The organism is Natronomonas amylolytica (assembly GCF_037031205.1).
In the GTDB taxonomy this organism is placed as follows: domain Archaea; phylum Halobacteriota; class Halobacteria; order Halobacteriales; family Haloarculaceae; genus Natronomonas; species Natronomonas amylolytica.
Window position 1 is genome coordinate 24,303 of sequence record NZ_JAYEZM010000002.1, and the last position, 18,042, is coordinate 42,344.

General features: G+C 67.4%; 13 protein-coding genes. 7 read left to right on the forward strand and 6 right to left on the reverse strand.

What is annotated here, in order from left to right:
• Positions 1-28 precede the first annotated feature (28 nt).
• The 3 genes from U5914_RS03150 to U5914_RS03160 all read right to left on the reverse strand — a co-directional run bounded on the left by U5914_RS03150 (position 29) and on the right by U5914_RS03160 (position 5,380).
• Entirely contained in the window at positions 29-2,404 is a 2,376-nt protein-coding gene (locus tag U5914_RS03150; protein WP_336134107.1) for an alpha/beta hydrolase, read from the reverse strand.
• Between the two features lie 132 nt (positions 2,405-2,536).
• Positions 2,537-2,824 carry a DUF7509 family protein gene (locus U5914_RS03155; protein ID WP_336134108.1) on the reverse strand — a complete coding sequence of 96 codons (288 nt, stop codon included), beginning with the start codon at positions 2,822-2,824 and terminating at the stop codon, positions 2,537-2,539.
• A gap of 54 nt (positions 2,825-2,878) precedes the next feature.
• Positions 2,879-5,380: an alpha/beta hydrolase-fold protein gene (locus tag U5914_RS03160; protein ID WP_336134109.1), complete on the reverse strand. Its 2,502-nt coding sequence runs from the start codon at positions 5,378-5,380 to the stop codon at positions 2,879-2,881.
• Positions 5,381-5,562: 182 nt separating this feature from the next.
• Between U5914_RS03160 and U5914_RS03165 the strand changes: the two genes are divergently transcribed.
• A complete protein-coding gene (locus U5914_RS03165) occupies positions 5,563-5,841 on the forward strand; it encodes a hypothetical protein (protein WP_336134110.1) in 279 nt (92 codons plus the stop codon).
• 98 nt (positions 5,842-5,939) lie between these two features.
• Here the strand turns inward: U5914_RS03165 and serA are convergent, their stop codons facing one another.
• Positions 5,940-7,523, reverse strand: a complete 1,584-nt coding sequence (gene serA, locus U5914_RS03170; RefSeq protein ID WP_336134111.1) for a phosphoglycerate dehydrogenase — start codon at positions 7,521-7,523, stop codon at positions 5,940-5,942.
• A 307-nt stretch (positions 7,524-7,830) separates the two neighbouring features.
• Here serA and U5914_RS03175 point away from each other — a divergent pair, with 307 nt between their 5' ends.
• On the forward strand, positions 7,831-10,449 hold the full coding sequence (locus U5914_RS03175; RefSeq protein WP_336134113.1) for an efflux RND transporter permease subunit: 2,619 nt from the start codon (positions 7,831-7,833) through the stop codon (positions 10,447-10,449).
• Between the two features lie 41 nt (positions 10,450-10,490).
• The gene (locus tag U5914_RS03180; protein ID WP_336134114.1) at positions 10,491-11,747 is read left to right on the forward strand and encodes a hemolysin family protein; all 1,257 of its coding nucleotides are present in this window, start codon (positions 10,491-10,493) and stop codon (positions 11,745-11,747) included.
• Positions 11,748-11,749: 2 nt separating this feature from the next.
• Here U5914_RS03180 and mutS read toward each other — a convergent pair whose 3' ends face one another.
• Positions 11,750-14,344: a DNA mismatch repair protein MutS gene (gene mutS / locus U5914_RS03185; protein WP_336134116.1), complete on the reverse strand. Its 2,595-nt coding sequence runs from the start codon at positions 14,342-14,344 to the stop codon at positions 11,750-11,752.
• 235 nt (positions 14,345-14,579) lie between these two features.
• Between mutS and U5914_RS03190 the strand changes: the two genes are divergently transcribed.
• The 4 genes from U5914_RS03190 (at position 14,580) to U5914_RS03205 (ending at position 17,773) form a co-directional block, all read left to right on the forward strand.
• On the forward strand, positions 14,580-16,208 hold the full coding sequence (locus U5914_RS03190; protein ID WP_336134118.1) for a BCCT family transporter: 1,629 nt from the start codon (positions 14,580-14,582) through the stop codon (positions 16,206-16,208).
• 75 nt (positions 16,209-16,283) lie between these two features.
• Entirely contained in the window at positions 16,284-16,583 is a 300-nt protein-coding gene (locus U5914_RS03195; protein ID WP_336134120.1) for a hypothetical protein, read from the forward strand.
• Positions 16,584-16,634: 51 nt separating this feature from the next.
• Complete coding sequence (locus tag U5914_RS03200; RefSeq protein ID WP_336134121.1) at positions 16,635-17,210, forward strand: magnesium transporter; 576 nt, start codon at positions 16,635-16,637, stop codon at positions 17,208-17,210.
• 44 nt (positions 17,211-17,254) lie between these two features.
• Positions 17,255-17,773, forward strand: coding sequence for a magnesium transporter (locus U5914_RS03205; protein WP_336134631.1), 519 nt, complete (start codon positions 17,255-17,257; stop codon positions 17,771-17,773).
• Positions 17,774-17,793: 20 nt separating this feature from the next.
• On the opposite strand, the gene U5914_RS03210 is transcribed toward U5914_RS03205, so the two are convergent.
• Positions 17,794-17,949: a hypothetical protein gene (locus tag U5914_RS03210; protein ID WP_336134122.1), complete on the reverse strand. Its 156-nt coding sequence runs from the start codon at positions 17,947-17,949 to the stop codon at positions 17,794-17,796.
• Positions 17,950-18,042 lie beyond the last annotated feature (93 nt).

Consider the following 18,042-nt stretch of genomic DNA (forward strand, 5'->3'; position numbering starts at 1 on the left):
GTTGCGTCCGGCCGGCAGCGGCCGATGCTCAGACCGGCCGGGCCTCGCGCTCCTCGTCGGCCGTCTCCGCTTCGAGTTCGTCCAGTCGAAGGTCGTGGACGGACTCGCCCTCGGGGACGTCGAGGGCGTAGGTGCCGAAGGCGCTGGCGAGGGTGACCGTCGCCGCCGCGTCGCTTTCGGCCCGGACGGTAATCTCGTCGTCGGGGTCCAGTCCCGCCTCCTCGACCCAGACGGTGGCCGACTCGACGCCGTCCAGTTCGATTTCGAGGGCGTTCTCGGGCGGCCGTCGAGCGTCGATAGGTGGGGTCTCCCACTGGACGCCGCGGGCGAAGTGGGGCCGCGGCTCCGTCCCGAGGTTCCGGAACGTGCCGACCTCCGGCGGCGCGTAGCCGTCGGCCAGCGAGGTGGCATCGACGAGGCCGGAGCGTTCGCCCTCGCGAGTGACGATGTCCGACACCCAGTAGGCGCCGTCGTGGACGAGGCCGACCTCGGGGTGGTCCAACTCCGGCATCTGCCGGTAGGTGACCCGGCGCGGGTTGCGGATGACCTTCCCGCTTTCGATGAACTCGGGGATGCCGTCCCAGCGGTCGTGGTGGCCCAACGAGAGGTGGGTGTCGGCCGGGAAGACGTTGAACTGGTAGCGGTAACCGTGGTTCTTGAGGCGACGGGCGTAGTTGTCCGGCGAGAGGACCGGGACCAGCGGGTCGCCGACGCTGTTCCACAGCAGCATCGGGACGTGCCGGAGGTTGTCGGCGATGTCCAAGGCGCTCTCGGGGTCTTCGGTGAACAGGTTGAGGAACTCGCCGCCGCCCTCGCCGCCGAAGAGGCCGTTGGTCAGGCGGGCGGGCGATTTCAGCCAGCCGTCGGTGACTGCCTCGATGGGGTCCTCGGAGGGCGGGCCGACCACGGAGAAGCCGCGGCCGAAGAGGTCCGGACACTGGGCGGCGAGCATGCAGGTACCGAACCCGCCCATCGAGTAGCCGCCGATGGTGACCCGCGAGCGGTCGATGTCGAAGCGGGTCTCGAGGTCGCGCCACGCCTCGAAGATGTCGAGTTCGGCCTCCCGCTTGTACCAGCGGCCGGGGCCGCGGGCCTGCGGCATCACGATGATGGCGCCGGTCTCCTCGGCCAGCGACTTCAGGAGATTGGGCGTGTAGACGGCATACTGCGTGTACGAGCAACTCAGCGAGTGAAGCAGGAGGATGAGCGGTGCCGGTTCTTCGAGGTCCTCGGGGAGGTAGACGTTGTACGGCTGGATGCGCCCCTCGAGGATGTCGTGGTCGACGTCGACGCCCTCGCCGAGGTAGTACCGGGAGGGGTACATGAACGAGCAGACGCCGGAGTCGGGCGTGTTCCGCTCCTCGACGCCCTCGCGGAGCTTTTCGAAGTCGATGTCGGCGCCGAACCCGGAGATGTCGCGTTCGGCCAGCGCCATCGCCTGTGCGTGCTCCCGCCAGTTGCCCTCGCCGAGGACGCGCGGCGAGCGGTCGAGGAACAGGTCCAGCAGGTTGTGGCCGAGGCCGGTGACGTCGACGAGGTCGAACAACCCCCGGCCGATGTCGACGGGACCGAGGTTCCGCCGGTAGGGCTCGTCGAAGCGGAAGCCGACGTTGAAGACCGGGGGCAGGTCGTCGCCCTTGCGGACGCCGCCGGGGGTCTCCTCGTCGGGGTCGACCGCGACCTGCTTGAACTCGCCGGCCGCTGCGTCCCAGAGACCGACGACGAGGTAGTGGCGCCACGTCTCGCCGTCCGGGTCCAGCGGCACCTCGACCTCTATCTGCCGCCGTCGCACGTCGACGTCGAGGCGGTCCGCATCGAGTGGGTAGCCGTCGAGTTCGGCGCCGGTACCCCAGGTGACGAGGCGGTGGTCGACTGGGGCGCCCAACTCGCCGAGGCCGTAGCCCCAGTCCGTGTGCCGGTCCGACGAGCGCGTCATGCTCGGGTCGGCTTTAGTGTCGATGCCGACGGCGACGGCGGCGGCGTCGGGTTCGAGCATCGTGTTGAGGGTGATGCGGTAGGCGATGCCGTCGTCGGTCGGTCGGGCGCGAAACTCCAGCAGGTCGGCGGCGTTGTACCCGTAGGTCTCGGGGTCGTTCGGATAGTGGTAATCGCCGGTCGATTGGGAGAGCACGCCCCCCAGCGAGGCCGAATCCGCCGGGGAGCCGCCGACCCACGAGCGGGCGTCGGCGCCGTGGTCGTCGTAGACGTAGTCCTGATAGAGATATTCGCCGTCGGCGTAGGCGTCACAGCCGGCGACCATCAGGGGGTCCGCCACCCAACCCGGGCCGTTCTCCAGCTGTGGCGGGGTCGGGTTGGCCCCGTACAGCGCGTCCGGCCCCGGACGGGGCGGGGAGGTGGGATGGTCCACCGTCCCCACCTCCCGGTCGCTCTGCTCCTGAGACATGGGTGCACACACGCCACCGAGGCGGAAACGTGTTATCCCTACGAAACAGGGGTGGTTTATATACGGTTGGCCCCTGCGTGCCGTCGATATTATAAATCGGTGGCTCCCTGCTGTCACCACGGTATCCGACGGCTACAGTTCCGAACGGTGTAGCAGGGGAAACACCCCGCCCTGTCCCCGACTCCGCTCGTCGACCGTATCGACGAACGCTCGGACGTTGCTCAGGAGGTCGTCGTAGTCGTCGTACTCGTACTCCTGAACGCCGTATGCTGGGGCCGCCTCCTCGACGGTCGCACTGGAGACGTTCGACCGATAGACCCGAAACCGACCCCGTGGCTTCAGCGGCCGCTTCGTTCCCCGCTTCCGAAGGCCGCATTCGCCCAGAACACCCGTGACCTCGCTCGCAACGCCCGTGTTCACCCCCGACTCGTCGAAGCGCTGGACTCCTGTTAGGACCCCGCGGTTCCGCTCGGCCTATGTGAGCGGGCCGACCGTCACCGTCGATTCACCGCGGTCGACGGTGACGTCGCGGGCGCCGAACGACCCCCGAAGCGTCAGCGTCGCCGCCGTGTCGGCCTCGGCCTCGATGGTGAGTTCCACCTCGGGGTCGAGGCCTGCAGCCTCTATCCATAGCGTCGCCGACTCGACGCCCTCCAGCGACAACTCAAGGGCGTTTGCGGGACCACGCTCGGTCTCGGCGCCGTGGCCGTCCCACTCGACGCCGCGGGCGGTGTAGGGCAGCGGCTTCGTGCCCGTCGCGCTGAACGTCTCGGCGTCGGGGTCGGCGTAGCCGTCGGCTAACGACGTGGCGTCGACGAGGGCGCTGCCGTGGCCGGCTTTCGCCTCGATGTCGGTCACCCAGTGGGCGCCGTCGTGGCGGATATCGAGGTCCGGGTAGTCGAACTCGGGGACGTACCGGAAGGTGACCCGTTTCGGGAACGCCGGCTGGTCGGTCTCGGCGAGGTACTCGGGCCCGCGCTCCCAGTAGTCCTGAATGGCGATGAGGAAGTGGTCCGCGGTCGGGAACACGTCGATTTCGTGGCGATAGCCGTGCGAGCGGAGCCGGTTGGCGTAGTTCGCGGGCCCCAAAAGTGGCACCAAGGCGTCGGTGCCGCCGTGCCACAGCAGCATCGGGACGTGCCGGAGGTTCTCCGTCAGGCGGAGGGCGTTCTCCGGCTGTTCGGTAAACACCGAGAGGAGGCGCCCGCCGCCCTCGCCGCCGAAGAGGTCCTGCATCAGAAGTGAGGGCGTCGCCAGCAGGTTGCCGGTCGGTCCTTCGAGTGGGTCCTCGGCGGGCGGGCCGACCACCGCGAAACAGCGCCCGAAGCAGTCCGGATGCTTCGTCGCCATGATGGTCGCGCCGAACCCGCCCATCGAGTAGCCCGCAACCGACACCTGCGAGCGGTCGATATCGACCCGGCGTTCGAGGTCGCGCCACGCCTCGAAGACGTCCAGTTCCGCGCGGCGCTTGTACCAGATACCCGGCCCCCGCGTCTGGGGCATGAAGACGACGCCGCCGGTCGCCTCGGCCAGCGCCTCAACGTAGCCCGGCATCCACACCCGATACTGGGTGTAGCAGTTGCCCAGCGAGTGCAGCGCCGTCACCATCGGCACCGGCTCGTCGGCCTCGATATCCTCCGGAATGTAGGCCCCGTAGGGCTGGATTCGGCCCTTTAGGACGTTGGCGTGGGGGTCGACACCCGCCCCGAAGTCGTGCCGAGAGGGGTAGAGATACGAGACGAAGCCCGACTCGGGGACGTTCCGCTCGGTGGTTCCTTCCCGCAACGTCGCGAAGTCGATGTCGGCGCCGAACTCGGAGATGTCCCGCTCGGCCAGCGCCTGGGCCTGTCGGTGTTCGCGCCAGTTGCCCACCCCGAGGACGCGGGGGATTCCCGCCACGTCGCTGAGCGGCCACAGCTCTTCGAGGTCCGAGACGAGGTCCGACACCGCCGTCGTTCCGAACGGGGCGAGGGGGTTGCCCAGCGGGTTCAGCAGGTCCAGCGGGTCCTCGAAGTCCTCGGCGACGTTGGCCGCCGCACCGAGTCGCTGGAGCGTCTCGAAGGGGCTCTCGAGTTCTTCGAGCAGTTCCCGTGGCGTGTTCGCCACCACCGTCGCCACCCGGGGTACAAGCGTCTCGAGGTCGACGTTCCGCGCCATCGGTTCCTGCTCGTCGAAGCGGAAGCCGACGTTGAATATCGGCGGCGCATCGAGGCCGCGCTTCCGGCCGCCCGGCACCGATTCGTCGGCGTCGGCCGCGACCTCCTGAAACCGCTCGCCGTCGGCGTCCCAGAGGCCGACGGCGACGTAGTGGCGCCACGTCTCGTCGGCGGGGTCCAGCGGCACCTCGATTTCTATCTGGTTGCGCCGGACGTCGACGTCGAGGCGGTCGTCGTCGAGCGGGTGGCCGTCGAGTTCGGCGCCGGTGCCCCAGGTGACGAGGCGGTGGTCGACGGGGGCACCCAACTCGCCGAGACCGTAGCCCCAGTCGGTCCGGCGGTCGTCACCGTCGTCGCTTCCCGTCGCCTCGGGGTCGGCTTCGGTGTCGATGCCGATTGCGACGGCGGCGGCGTCGGGTTCGAGCATCGTGTTGAGGGTGATGCGGTAGGCGATGCCGTCGTCGGTCGGTCGGGCGCGAAACTCCAGCAAATCCGCCGCGTTGTATCCGTACGAATCGGGGTCTGAAGGGTAGCGGTAGTCCCCGGTCGCTCGACAGTAGAACCCGCCCATCGTGTTGCCCTCGGGCGGTTGGTCGAACACCGACCGCGTGTCGGCGCCGTGGTCGTCGTAGACGTAGTCCTGATAGAGATACTCGCCGTCGACGTAGGCGTCACACCCGGAGACGAGCAGCGGGTCGGCGTCCCAGCCGAACCCGTTTTCCAACTGTGGCGGCGTCGGGTTCGGACCGTACAGCGCGTCGGGGCCGGGCCGCGGCAACGAGGGCCCACGCTCCCCGCGTCCGGTCGACTCGTCGCTCATTGCCGGCGGTTTGGAGTCGACTGCGAAAGGCGTTCCGCCGGCTATGGGACGGTCTTTTTAACTCGAACACCGTGTTACCTCCCCACACAGCTAGTCGATAACGGGGGTCTCACCCCGATGTCTGACGTATCGATGACCGATGTTCGACTGAACTTTTTAAGTACAGATATCCAACCGGTAGTATGGCCAGCGCATCGTCCGAACCCGTCGAGCCGGGTGTCGAGGGGAGCCGAGTCGTCGAACTGCGCGCCCGACTGGAACACAGCGAGCGCCGCCGCGAAGCCGCCGAGGAGTGGGCCGAGTTCCTCGAAGCCGAACTCGAAGCCCGAGACGCCGAACTCGCCGCCAAGGAACGCAAACTCAACGACATCATCGAACAGTACGAACGCCAACTGGAAGCGGCCACCGAACCCGAAGAGAGACCGGGCCTGTTCGGCCGCCTCTTCGGCTGGCTCGCATAACGACCCGCGGTCCGGCTTCCCCACCCTGTCGACGGCCCTTCTCGCGACTCCGTGAACTGCCGGTCCTTGCTGAAGCCGAAACGGCTCCGACGACCCCGTCAGTCGCCGTTCAGGCTGATGTACTTCGTCTCGATGATGCGGCTGTCGGCTTCGAGTTTCTCGCGGGCCTCGTCGGGCACTTCCTGGTCGACGTTGTAGACCGTCAGCGCCTCGCCGCCGTCGGTTTCGCGGGCGTTGAACATGCCGGCGATGTTGACGCCGAACTCGCCCATCACCGACCCGATGTGGCCGATGACGCCGGGTTCGTCGGTGTTGCGCGTGATCATCATCTTGCCGCCGGGGATGGCGTCGACGCGGTAACCGTCGACGCGGACGATACGGGCGTCGTCCTCGGCGAAGAGCGTCCCGCAGACCGCGATCTCCCGCTCGCCGTCGCCGACGGTGACGGTGACGAGGCTCTGGAAGTCCTCGGCCTGCCGGCGCTTGGTCTCGCTGACCTCGATGCCGCGCTCCTCGGCGATTTGCGGCGCGTTGACGGCGTTGACCTGCCACTCCAGCGGCTGGAAGACGCCCTTGAGGGCCGAGGCGGTGAGGAGGTCGACGTCCTCCTCGGCGATGTCGCCCTCGTAACTGACCTGAACGGTCTCCAGTCGGCTATCGAGCAACTGGACGGCGATCTTGCCGGCCGTCTCCGCGAGGCTGATGTACGGTTCGATGCGCGGGAACGCCGACTCGTCGACCGAGGGGGCGTTCAGTGCGTTGATGACGGGTTCGCCGTTGAACGCCGCGACGACCTGTTCGGCCGTCGAGGTGGCGACGTTCTCTTGGGCGGCCTCCGTCGAGGCGCCGAGATGCGGCGTGACGATGACGTCGTCGACGCCGAGCAGGGGGCTGTCGACCGGGAGCGGCTCCTCGGCGAAGACGTCGAGTGCGGCGCCGGCGAGGATGCCGTCCTCGACGGCCGCCGCGAGAGCCTCCTCGTCGACGATGCCGCCGCGGGCGCAGTTGACCAGATAGCCGCCCTCCATCTGGGCGAGTTCCGCCTCGCCGATCATGTTCTCCGTCTCGGGCGTCAGCGGCGTGTGGATGGTCAGCACGTCGGCGGCGTCGAGCACGTCGTCGAGTTCGGCGAGTTCGGCGCCGAGCTGTTCGGCCCGCTCCTCGCTGATGTAGGGGTCGTAGGCGACCAGGTCCATCCCCAGCGAGTCGAGTTTCTTGGCGACCTCCTGGCCGACGCGGCCGAGGCCAACGACGCCGAGGGTCTTGCCGTTGAGCTCCGTGCCGAGGAACTCGCCTTTGGCCCATTCGCCCTCGACGAGGCGGATGTGGGCCTGCGGAATCGAGCGGGCGGTCGCGAACGTCATCGCGACCGTGTGCTCGGCGGCGGCGCGAACGTTGCCCTCGGGGGCGTTGGCGACGATGACGCCCTCGTCGGTGGCGGCGTCGATGTCGATGTTGTCGACGCCGATGCCGGCGCGGCCGACGATGACGAGGTCCTCGGCGGCCTCCAGCACCTCGCGGGTGACCTCAGTGCCCGAGCGGACGATGAGCGCGTTGGCGTCCGCGACGGCGTCGAGGAGGTCCTGCCCCTCCGCCTCGTAGTTCGTGACGACTTCGTGGCCCGCCTCGCGCAACACGTCGAGGCCGGCATCCGCAATCGGATCCGTGACGAGTACCTTCATGGACGTATCGTCCCGCCCGTCAGGGATAACGCTTTCCTCATCGCCGCGTTTTGCTGGCGTCGAAACCCGGTATTATATACATAAATGTGGGTATTCTATACGGATTTGTTCTCATGATACACATATAAGTGCGGTTGTACCGCCGTTCGACGCGCCGGGCCGGCAATCGCGGCACGACCCCCGGCGCGACGACCGGCCTCGGCTTGGAGGCGCTGGCGTCTTGAAGCGCCGCAGCACCCCGGCGATGGCTATATGTACGCATCCCCGCCATCGTCTGTGAACCCGTGCCGCCCTCCGGTGGTCCCCAATGAAACTGGACGCCCTCGCCGAGGCCATCGTCGTCGGCGAGCATCGCCGCAAAGTCATCGCTATCGTGCTCGCGGCGGTGTTCGTGCTCGGTCTCGGGCTGCCGGGGCTGGTCGTCGACACGACGCTGGAGGAGTTCCGCGGCGGCACGCCCGAACACGAGGCCAACGCCTACATCGAGAACAATCTCAGCGGGCAGGCACCCAACTCGACGGGTGCGTTCGTCGTGATACGCGACGACGAGAACGTCCTCACCAAGGAGCGGTACGCCCAGCAGTTGCGCGCCCAGCAGCGGCTCCTGAACGACCCCGTCGTCTCCGAGACGCTCGTCGACGACCAGCCGCCGCTGGGCATCGCCAACGTCGTCGCCATCATCGCCATCGAACGCGAGAAGGGCGTCCCGCCCGAGGAGATAACCGTCGAACCGCGGCCGCCCCTCGACGAGCAAACCGAGGCCATCGAGGGGCTGTCGCCGGTCGAAACGGAGCTGTACACCGCCTACGCCGTCGGCCTCGTGATGGACGACGTCGACCACACGTGGCCGGAGGGCGGCCCCTTCGCGACCGTGCCGACCAGCTACGAGGGCAACGGCAAGACTGCCGAATCGACGGCCATCGTCGTCTCCCACGAGGAGTCGACGTCGCCCGAAGAACTCGCCGACGCCCAGACCCGGATGGCCGATATCGTCGACGAGGAAGTCGAGGGCGAGGCCATCGTCCTCGGCGACGGTGTCATCGACGACGAACTCCGGCGCTCGTCGTTCGACAGCCTCGGCATCGTCGGCCCGCTGGCGTTCCTCTTCGTCCTCGTCGTCCTGCTGTTCGCCTACCGCGACCTCTACGACGTGCTGCTCGGTCTCTTCGGGGTCGGCTGTGTCCTCGTGTGGACGCTCGGCTTCATGGGACTGGCCGGCATCACGTTCAACCAGCTGTTCGTCGCCGTCCCCGTATTGTTGATGGGGCTGTCCATCGATTACGCCATCCACGCCGTGATGCGGTATCGGGAGGCCCGGCCGCCGGAGGAGGGCGGCTTCCAGTTCGGCGACGCCGACGGCCGTCGGTCGGTCCGCGGGGCGATGGCGACGGCCCTCGGCGGCGTTGCGGCCGCCTTCGCCCTCGTGACGGTGACGACCGCGACCGGCTTCCTCTCGAACCTCGTCAGCGAGGTGCCGCCAATCCGACGGTTCGGCCTCGTCAGCGCCGTCGGCATCACCGGCGCCTTCGTCGTCTTCGCGTTCCTTCTACCCGCCCTCAAGGTCGAACTCGACGAGTGGCTCGAAGCCCGCGGCACGGACCGCCGCCTCCGCGCCTTCGGCACCGAGGGCGGCCGCCTCTCCCGCTTTCTCGCCGCTCCCGTCGCCGCCGCACGCGTCTCGCCGAAGGGCGTGCTCGCGGCCGCCGTGGTCGTCACGCTCGTGGCCGGCGCCGGCGCCGCGACGGTCGATACGACCTTCGAACAGGAGGACCTGCTCGTCGAGGAGGTGCCCGACTGGCAGCAGGAACTCGGCCCCCTCGCGCCCGGCAACTACACCGTACAGGACAACATCGCCTTCGTCAACAACGAGACCTACGTCTACGACGGCACGACGGCCCAGATTCTCGTCCGGGGCGACATCACACGGGACGACACGCTCGAACGGGTACAGCGGGCTTCCGACAGGGCCAACGGGACCAACGTCGTCCTCGTGATGCCCGACAACGAACCGGGGACCCGAAGTCCCGTGCGCGTGATGGAGAACCTCGCGGAGGACGACGAGTCCTTCGCCGAGACCTTCGAGGCGGCCGACACCGACGGCGACGGCGTCCCCGACCGGAACATCGAGGGCGTCTACGACGCCTTCTACGAGGCCGCACCCGACGGGGCCGAAAACTGGGTGCAGCGCGAGGACGGAGAGTACGTCGCGCTCCGTCTGGTCGTCCCAGTCGACGGCACCGCCGGCGAGGCGAAAATCGCCGACGAGATCCGGCCCGTCGCCGAGCCGGTCGACGGTGACGGCCTCGACGCCACCGCGACCGGCCAACCGGTGATGAACCAGGCCGTCGCTGAAGGGCTGCTGTCGACAGTCATCGACAGCCTCGCTATCACGCTCGTCGTCGTTCTCGGCGTCCTCGCGGCCGTCTATCGCCGACTGGAGGGCTACGCCAGCCTCGGGGTGGTCACCATCACGCCCGTCCTGCTGGCGGTGGTCTGGATTACCGGCTCGATGGCCGCCCTCGGTATCCCGTTCAACGTCATGACCGCGCTCATCACGAGTTTCACCATCGGGCTCGGCGTCGACTACTCCATCCACGTCGTCGAACGCTACGTCTCCGAGTTGAACGCCGAGGTCGGCACGGAGACGGCGCTCGAACGCGCCGTCTTCGGCACCGGCGGCGCCCTGCTGGGGTCGACCGCCTCCACTGCCGGCGGCATCGCCATCCTCGGACTCGCGTTGCTCGTCCCGCTCCAGCAGTTCGGTATCATCACCGCCCTCACCATCGTCTACGCCTTCATCGGGAGCGTCGTCGTCCTGCCGAGCCTCCTGCTTCTGTGGACCGACTGGGCCGACGCGGACCCGACCGACGTGCCCGAACACGTCGAGCGTCGACGCCAGCGCCGGGGCGTCGAGGGTGACGACTGAGGTGGGGCAGACGCTTTGAGGGTGGCGGCCGAGGACCGCCCATGGCTCTCGACCCCGGACTCACCGTCGCCGGCAGTCTCGCGATACTGTTTCTCATCGGCGCCAGCGCCTTCTTCTCCAGCAGCGAACTCGCCATCTTCTCGCTGGCCCGCCACCGCATCGACGCGCTGTCGACGACGGGCGCGGCCGGCCGAACCCTCGCCCGCCTCCGTGAGGACCCACACAAACTGCTCGTGACGGTCCTCGTGGGGAACAACGTCGCCAACATCGCCGCCGCCAGCATCGCCACCGCGTTGCTCATCCAGGTGCTTCCGCCCGGCGAGGCGGTTCCCGTCGCGACGGTCTTCACCAGCGGGTTCGTCCTCGTCATCGGCGAGATTGCGCCGAAATCCTACGCCGTCTCCAACGCCGAACCGTGGTCCCTCCGGGTCGCCCGTCCCCTCGCTTTCGTCCAGAAACTCATGTCACCGGTGGTCTACCTCTTCGAGATTGCCACCAACGCCGTTACCAGCCTCATCGGCGGCAGCGCGGACTTCGAGACCTACCTCACCCGCGAGGACATCGAGACCATCGTCGTCTCGGGGACCGAAACGGGTGCCATCGCCAGCGAGGAGGGCGCCATGATTCGTGGCGTTCTCGATTTGAGCGAACGGCCTATCCGCGCGGTCATGGTTCCACGGGTCGACATGGTCGCGCTCCCCCGCTCGTCGGACCTCGATACCGTCGTCGAAACCGCTGCCGACAACCACATCACCCGCGTCCCGATATTCGGCGAGAACCGCGACGACATCGTCGGCGTCGCCGACCTCCGGGATGCCATCAACGCCCGCAAGGAGGGTGGCGACCTCTCGGCTATTCTTACCGACCCGCAGTTCGTCCCCCAGTCCAAACCCATCGACGAACTGCTCGCGGAGATGCAGGCCGGGAACCTGCGGATGGTCTTCGTCGTCGACGAGTTCGGGTCGGTCGTCGGGCTGGCGACGCTGGAGGACGTCGTCGAGGAGGTCGTCGGCGAAATCCTCGACCACGGCGAGACGGAACCGGTGCGCGTCCTCGACGAGACCACCGCCGTCGCCCACGGCTGGACCACCGTCGCCTACGTCAACGAGGCGCTGGGGCTGTCGCTGCCCACCGACGCCGACTTCGAGACGCTCGCCGGACTCATCCACGCCCACACCGGCCGACTCCCCGAGGAGGGCGACCGAATCGTGGTCGGCGGCGTCACGCTGACGGTCCTCGATGCGACGAATACGCGCATTCGGCGGGTGCGCGTCGAATGGCAGAAAAGCGACGGATAGCCCTATTCGACCTGCGATTTGAGCCGCGACAGCAGATTCAGCGCCTCCAGCGGCGTCGTTTCGGCGAGGTCGACCGCACGGAGTTCCGCGAGGATATCCGCGGGGAGTTCGCCTCCATCCGTCGAGGCGGGGACTTCGACCATCGTGCCGTCGTCGTCCGCAATCGCCGCTCGCCCCTCGGTTTCGTCGGCCAGCACCGCCTCGGCGCGCTGGACAACCTCGGCTGGGACGCCGGCGGTATTGGCCACCTCGACGCCGTAGGAGGCCTCGGCCGGCCCCTCTCGGAGGTCGTGCTCGAAGTCGACGCCGTCGGGCCGCCGTTCGGCCGAGAAGTGGTAGTTGCGGGCGCGCGGCAACTCGGCCGCGACGTCGGTCAGTTCGTGATGGTGGGTCGCAAAGAGGGTGTAGGCGCCGACCTCGTCGTGGAGGTACTCGGTGGCGGCCTGTGCGATGGCGTAGCCGTCGGTGGTGGAGGTGCCGCGGCCCACCTCGTCGAGGACGACCAGCGAGTTCTCGTCGGCCGACTCCAGAATCGTCGCGAGTTCGGTCATCTCGACCATGAACGTCGAGCGGCCGCCGGCGATGTCGTCGGAGGCGCCGACCCGCGTGAAGACGCGGTCGATGACGGGGAGTTCGGCGCTCCGGGCGGGGACGAAACTCCCCATCTGGGCCATCACGGAAAGCAGGGCGACCTGTCGCATGTAGGTCGATTTGCCGGACATGTTCGGGCCGGTGATGACCGCCATCGACCGCTCGCGCGGGAGGTCCGTCGGGTTCGGGACGAACGCCTCCTCGGTGCGCTCGACGACGGGGTGGCGGCCGCCCTCGATGTCGATTCCCTCGGCGCCCACCTCGGGCCGACAGTAGTCGTACCGGGCGGCCACCGTCGCCAGCGAGCAAAGCGCATCGAGACGGGCGACGGCGCTGGCGGTTCCCTGAATCCGCTCGGTCGCCTCGCCGACCTCCTCGCGGACCTCCTTGAAGAGGTCGTACTCGCGTTCGTCGGCGCGGCCCTCTGCGCGGATGATTTCGTCTTCGCGTTCCTTCAGTTCGGGCGTGTAGAACCGCTCGGAGTTCTTCAGCGTCTGTCGGCGCTGGTAGTCGTCGGGAACCGCGTCGAGATTGGGGTTGGTCACCTCGATGTAGTAGCCGTGGACGGAGTTGTGGCCGACCTTCAGCGAGTCGACGCCCGTCCGCTCGCGTTCCTGTGCTTCGAGGTCGTCGATCCACGCCTTGCCCTCGCGTTCGGTCTGTCTGAGGTCGTCCAGCGTCTCGTCGTAGCCGTCGCGGATGACGCCGCCCTCGGTAATTTCGACGGGCGGCGACTCGACGATGGCGCGGTCGATGAGGTCACGCACGTCGGGGCAGTCGTCCAGTTCCTCGTGAATCTCCGCGAGCAGGTCGCTGTCGTCGGTCGAATCGGCGATGCACTCCCGGAGGTCGGGCACGACAGAGAGCGTCGACTCCAGCGCTCGGAGGTCGCGGGCGTCGGCGCGGCCTCGGGAGACACGGGCCACGAGGCGTTCGAGGTCGTAGACATCGGCGAGGAGTTCGCTCGCCCGCTCGCGGTCGCCGACGCTGGCGACGAGGGCTTCGACGGCATCGAGGCGGTCCTCGATGTGTCCTTCGTCCAGGAGCGGCCGCCGGAGCCAATCCCGGAGTTCGCGGCCGCCGAGCGCGCTCGCCGTCTCGTCGAGCGTTTCGACGAGCGCGGCACCTTCGAGTCCGTGAACGTGCCGCGGTTCGAACACCTCCAGCGAGCGGAGCGCGACGGCGTCCAGCAGCATGTACTCGCGGGGGTCGTACCGCGTGAGGTGGTTGAGGTAGTCCAGTCGCTCGGTTTCGCCGTCGGTCGTTCCGCCGCGGGCGTATTCGGCGTACGAGAGTAGTGCGCCGCAGGCCCGGAGTTCGGCCTCGCTGGCGAGCGTGGCGTCGCCGAAGTATTCGGCGACCTTCTCGCGGGCGTTCTCGATGTCGAACGCCGACCGCTCGTAGGGCGTGACCATGCACCCGGAGGCGAAGGGGTCGGTCGGCGCGTCGGGGCCGACGACGGCCTCGGCGGGGTCGAACCGCTGGAGTTCGTCCTCGACGGCTTCGAGGCGGTCCAGTTCCGTCGCGTAGAAATCGCCCGTCGAGACATCCAGCAGGGCGAGGCCGTAGCCGTCGGTGAGACAGGCCACGAAGTTGTTGTCCTCCTCTTTGAGCAGTTCCGTCTCCGTCAGCGTGCCGGGCGTGACCACCCGCGTGACCGCGCGGTCGACCAGCCCCGAGGTCTCCTCGGGCTTTTCGACCTGGTCGGCGACGGCGACCCGGTAGCCGGCCTCCAGCAGCGTCTCGATGTACGATTCGGCGTTGTCGATGGGGATACCGGCCATCGGGTAGGTGCCGGTCGAGTCCTCTCGCTGGGTGAGCGTGATTTCGAGGATGCGCGCCGTCGCCTCGGCGGCCGAACAGAAGGTTTCGTAGAAGTCGCCGACCTGAAACAACACCAGTGCATCGTCGTAGCGCTCGCAGAGTTCCAGATACTGCGAGAGCATCGGCGTCAACTCCTCGGCCTTCTCGGCCATCGCGGGCGGCGGCCCCAGCGCCTCGTCCATGTTTCGAGGTACGACTCGCCGCTCAAATACCCACCGCCTCGGACGGGATGTGCGACCCTGACGGCGGTTTCCCGTCCGTCGAACGATTCTATTCCACCAGATATTTTCCCACCAATCCGCTGGCTGCCGGGCACATGCAGGAAACTCGCGCTGTCCAGTATGTTCCCGACGCGAGCGCGCTCGGTACTGGCGTGAAACCGGCCCCGTCCGCCGACAACCGCGCTCCGAACGATTCATGACCGCGATCGAGTCGCTCAAACGCGAATCCGACCTGCCCGTGTTCGCTCTTTCGGTCGGGTCACTGCTCGCGCTTATCCTCGGCATCGTCGCCTGGCCCGACGCCGCCGCGTCGAAACTGGCGGCGGCCAACGAATTCATCATCGGCAACCTGGGGTGGCTCTACCTCTGGGTCGTCTTCTTCTCGTTCCTCTTCGTCCTGTACGTCCTGATGAGCCCGTGGGGACGCATCAAGCTCGGCGGCCCCGACGCCGAGCCCGACTTCTCGTTTTGGCAGTACCTGGTGATGACCTTCACCGCCGGGCTCTCCTCGGGCGGACTGGAGTTCTGGGGCCCGGTCGAACCGCTCGTCCACTACGAGAGCCGGCCGCCTTTCTTCGCGTCCGACGCCGGCTCTTGGGCGCGGATGGCCGACGCGCTCCAGTATGCGATATTCCACTACGGCATGTCCGCGTGGGCGACGTACCTCGTCTTCGCCGTTGCCATCTCGTATTTCGTCTACCGGAAGGACGCGTCGTTCCGGCCGGCCGTCATCCTCGCGCCGTTCGTCGGCGCGGACAACGTCGGCGGCTGGACGGCCAAACTGATCGACTGGATGGTCGTCGTCGTCACCGTCAGCGGCATCACCGTGTCCTTCGGTCTCGGCATCAGCCAGTTCGTCTCCGGGCTCGGGTTCAAGTGGGGCATCCACCTCGGCGACGCCGGCCGCATCGGCCTCATCCTGCTCGTCGGCGCGCTGTTTTTACTCTCCGTGGTCGCCGGGATTCGGGAGGGCATCCGCCGGTTCGCCGACCTCAACGTCGTGTTACTGCTCGGGCTGATGGTCGTCACGCTGGCGTTCGGCCAGCTTTCGACGCTCGCCAACCTCGGGACGCAGGCCCTCACCGGCTACGCGACCGACTTCGTCGGCATGAGCCTCTTTTATGCCCCCGGCGACGAGGCCGCGGGCTGGCTCGGCTCCTGGACGCTGTTCTTCTGGCCGTGGTGGCTCACGTTCGCGCCGATGGTCGGCATCTTCATGGCGCGCATCTCTCAGGGGCGGACGCTTCGAGAGCTCGTTTTCGCGGGGCTTTTGGGCTCGTTCGGCCTCACCGTCCCCTGGTATGTCGCCACCGGCGGGTCCGCGCTGCTGTTGCAGACATCGGGCGCAGCCGACCTCTACGGCGTGTATTCGACCTCCGGCCTCGAAGCCGTCGGGTTCGCGCTATTCGAACAGCTTCTGCCGTATCCGGGCGTGTTCTCGGCTGTCCTCCTGATGCTCGTCGTCAGCTTCCTCATCACGACGCTGGATTCCTCGACGCTCAGCATCGCGATGATCGTCGTTCAGGGAGACGAGTCGCCGTCCGCGCTCAACCGCGTCATCTGGGGAGTGATGATGGTGCTCCTTACGGTCTCGCTCAGTCTCGCCGGCGGCATGCCCGTCCTGAGGTCATTTACCATCCTCGTCGGCCTGCCGACTGCGATCCTCTGTATGGTCGCCATGGTCGGCATGGTTCTCGAACTGGAACGCGAGTTCCCGATCCTCGGTGACGCCGACGCCGACGAGGGCGGCGACGACGTTCAGGCGTCCGCCGCGCAGGCCGGTCCGACGGTGCAGGAGCCGTCCGGTGACCTCTCCGATACCTGAAAGAGAACCGGCGACGCGAAGCCGCACGCGGTGGACGTCCGCGGTTTATTTACCACCAGACCGAAATATCCCGGCATGGCCGACGACGACAGGGAAGCGACTCCTCTCTTCGACCCCCGGCTGTTCACGCCGACCGAGTTCCTCGGCGAGGACATGGAGCACAACGTCGACGTGACGGGCGATACGAGCGTCGAGGTCAACCACACCCTCGACCTCGACCTCCCCGTCCGACGCATCGAGGCCGGCGTCATCTGCTTTGCCGTCCTCGTGGTCGCGCTCGGCACGCTCACGCCGGTCGGGCCGACGGTGCAGGTCAGCGCGGCGCTGGGTGCCGTCGTGGTCGGCAACGTCCTCGCGCGGGCCGCAGGCCGATAGCCGGCCGGCATCGCCGCCGATTTTATACCCCGACCACGAGAGGTTTCCAGTATGGATGTCCGCGAGGAGGTCACCCGCATCTACCGGGAATCCATCGGCATCCTCTCTGTGAGCCTCCTCGGCGGCCTTTTCGCGGGGACCGTCCTCGGCAGCGAAGCCATGCGCGAGGGCTTTCGGCAGTTCCCCGGCCTCCTCCTGTTGCTCCCCGCCTTCCTCGCGACCCGCGGCAACGTCTACGGCGCCTTCGGCGCACGCATCTCCTCGGGGCTCCATCAGGGCCTTATCGAACCCGACATCGACTGGGACCGGCGTCTCGTCAACGCCGTCGTCGCATCATTTATAAATGGAATCGGCATCTCGGTGGTCATCGGCGGCCTCTCGTGGGCCATCTTGCAGGCGCTCGGCCGCGAGTCCGCCCGCCTCGTCGAACTCGTCGGCATCACGTTCCTCGCGGGCCTGCTCACCTCGGTCGTCCTCGTCTTCGGCCTGCTGATTCTGGTCTTCGGGAGCTACGAACGGGGGATGGACCCCGACAACCTCATCGGCCCCATCGTCACCATGCTCGGTGACGTCTTCGGGGTCGTCTTCCTCTATTTCGCCATCGTCACCATCGGGGTGGTACTGTGACCGACGACCTCGGGTCGTGGCGAACGCGTCACATCGTCCTGACGATGTTTCCGCTCTTGCTCGTCCTCTCGATGCTGGAGATGGGGTCGGGCTACGTCCTCGAAGCTCTGGAGGCGACGTATCTGGACAACCCGACGCTGCTCGTGTTGGTGCCGGTGATGATCGGCATGGGCGGTAACCTCGGCGCCATCCTCTCCTCGCGGCTCTCGACGCGCCTCCATCTCGGCCTCTTGGAGTTCGACCTCCGGGATACCGTCCTGTGGACGAACATCTTCGCGATACTGGGGCTCGCGGCGACCGTCTTCACGCTCTTGGCGCTGGCGGCGTGGGTCATCGGCCGGTTCGTCACCGGCGCGCCGATGGCGCTCTCGGATTTGCTCGTCATCTCGCTCGTCAGCGGGATGTCACTGGCGGTGCTGGCCATCCTGCTTTCCATCGGCGCCACCTACGTCTCCTACCGACTGGGACTGGACCCCGACGACACGACCATCCCGGTCGTCACGAACGTCGCCGACATCTGTGGCGTGCTGATTCTCTCCGGTGTCGCGATTCTCGTGCTCTGAAGGCGCCAGCGTCCGGTCCGTCATGACCAGTACGCGTAGAGGGACAGCAGGAAGACGACGAACAGGGGAAACACCCAGACCACGGCGTCTAACGGAACCAGTATAGCAACGACCGCGGCCATGACGACGAACTCCACGGCGATGAGCACGCTGAGAGTTTCCCAACCGTCCGCCATTACGTCATGTCTCTCGTCGCGAACGGTAGAAACTACTGGGTGGGGATATGCTCTTCAGCCACGTTAGCCGCGCCGCTATCGAATGTAAAAGCC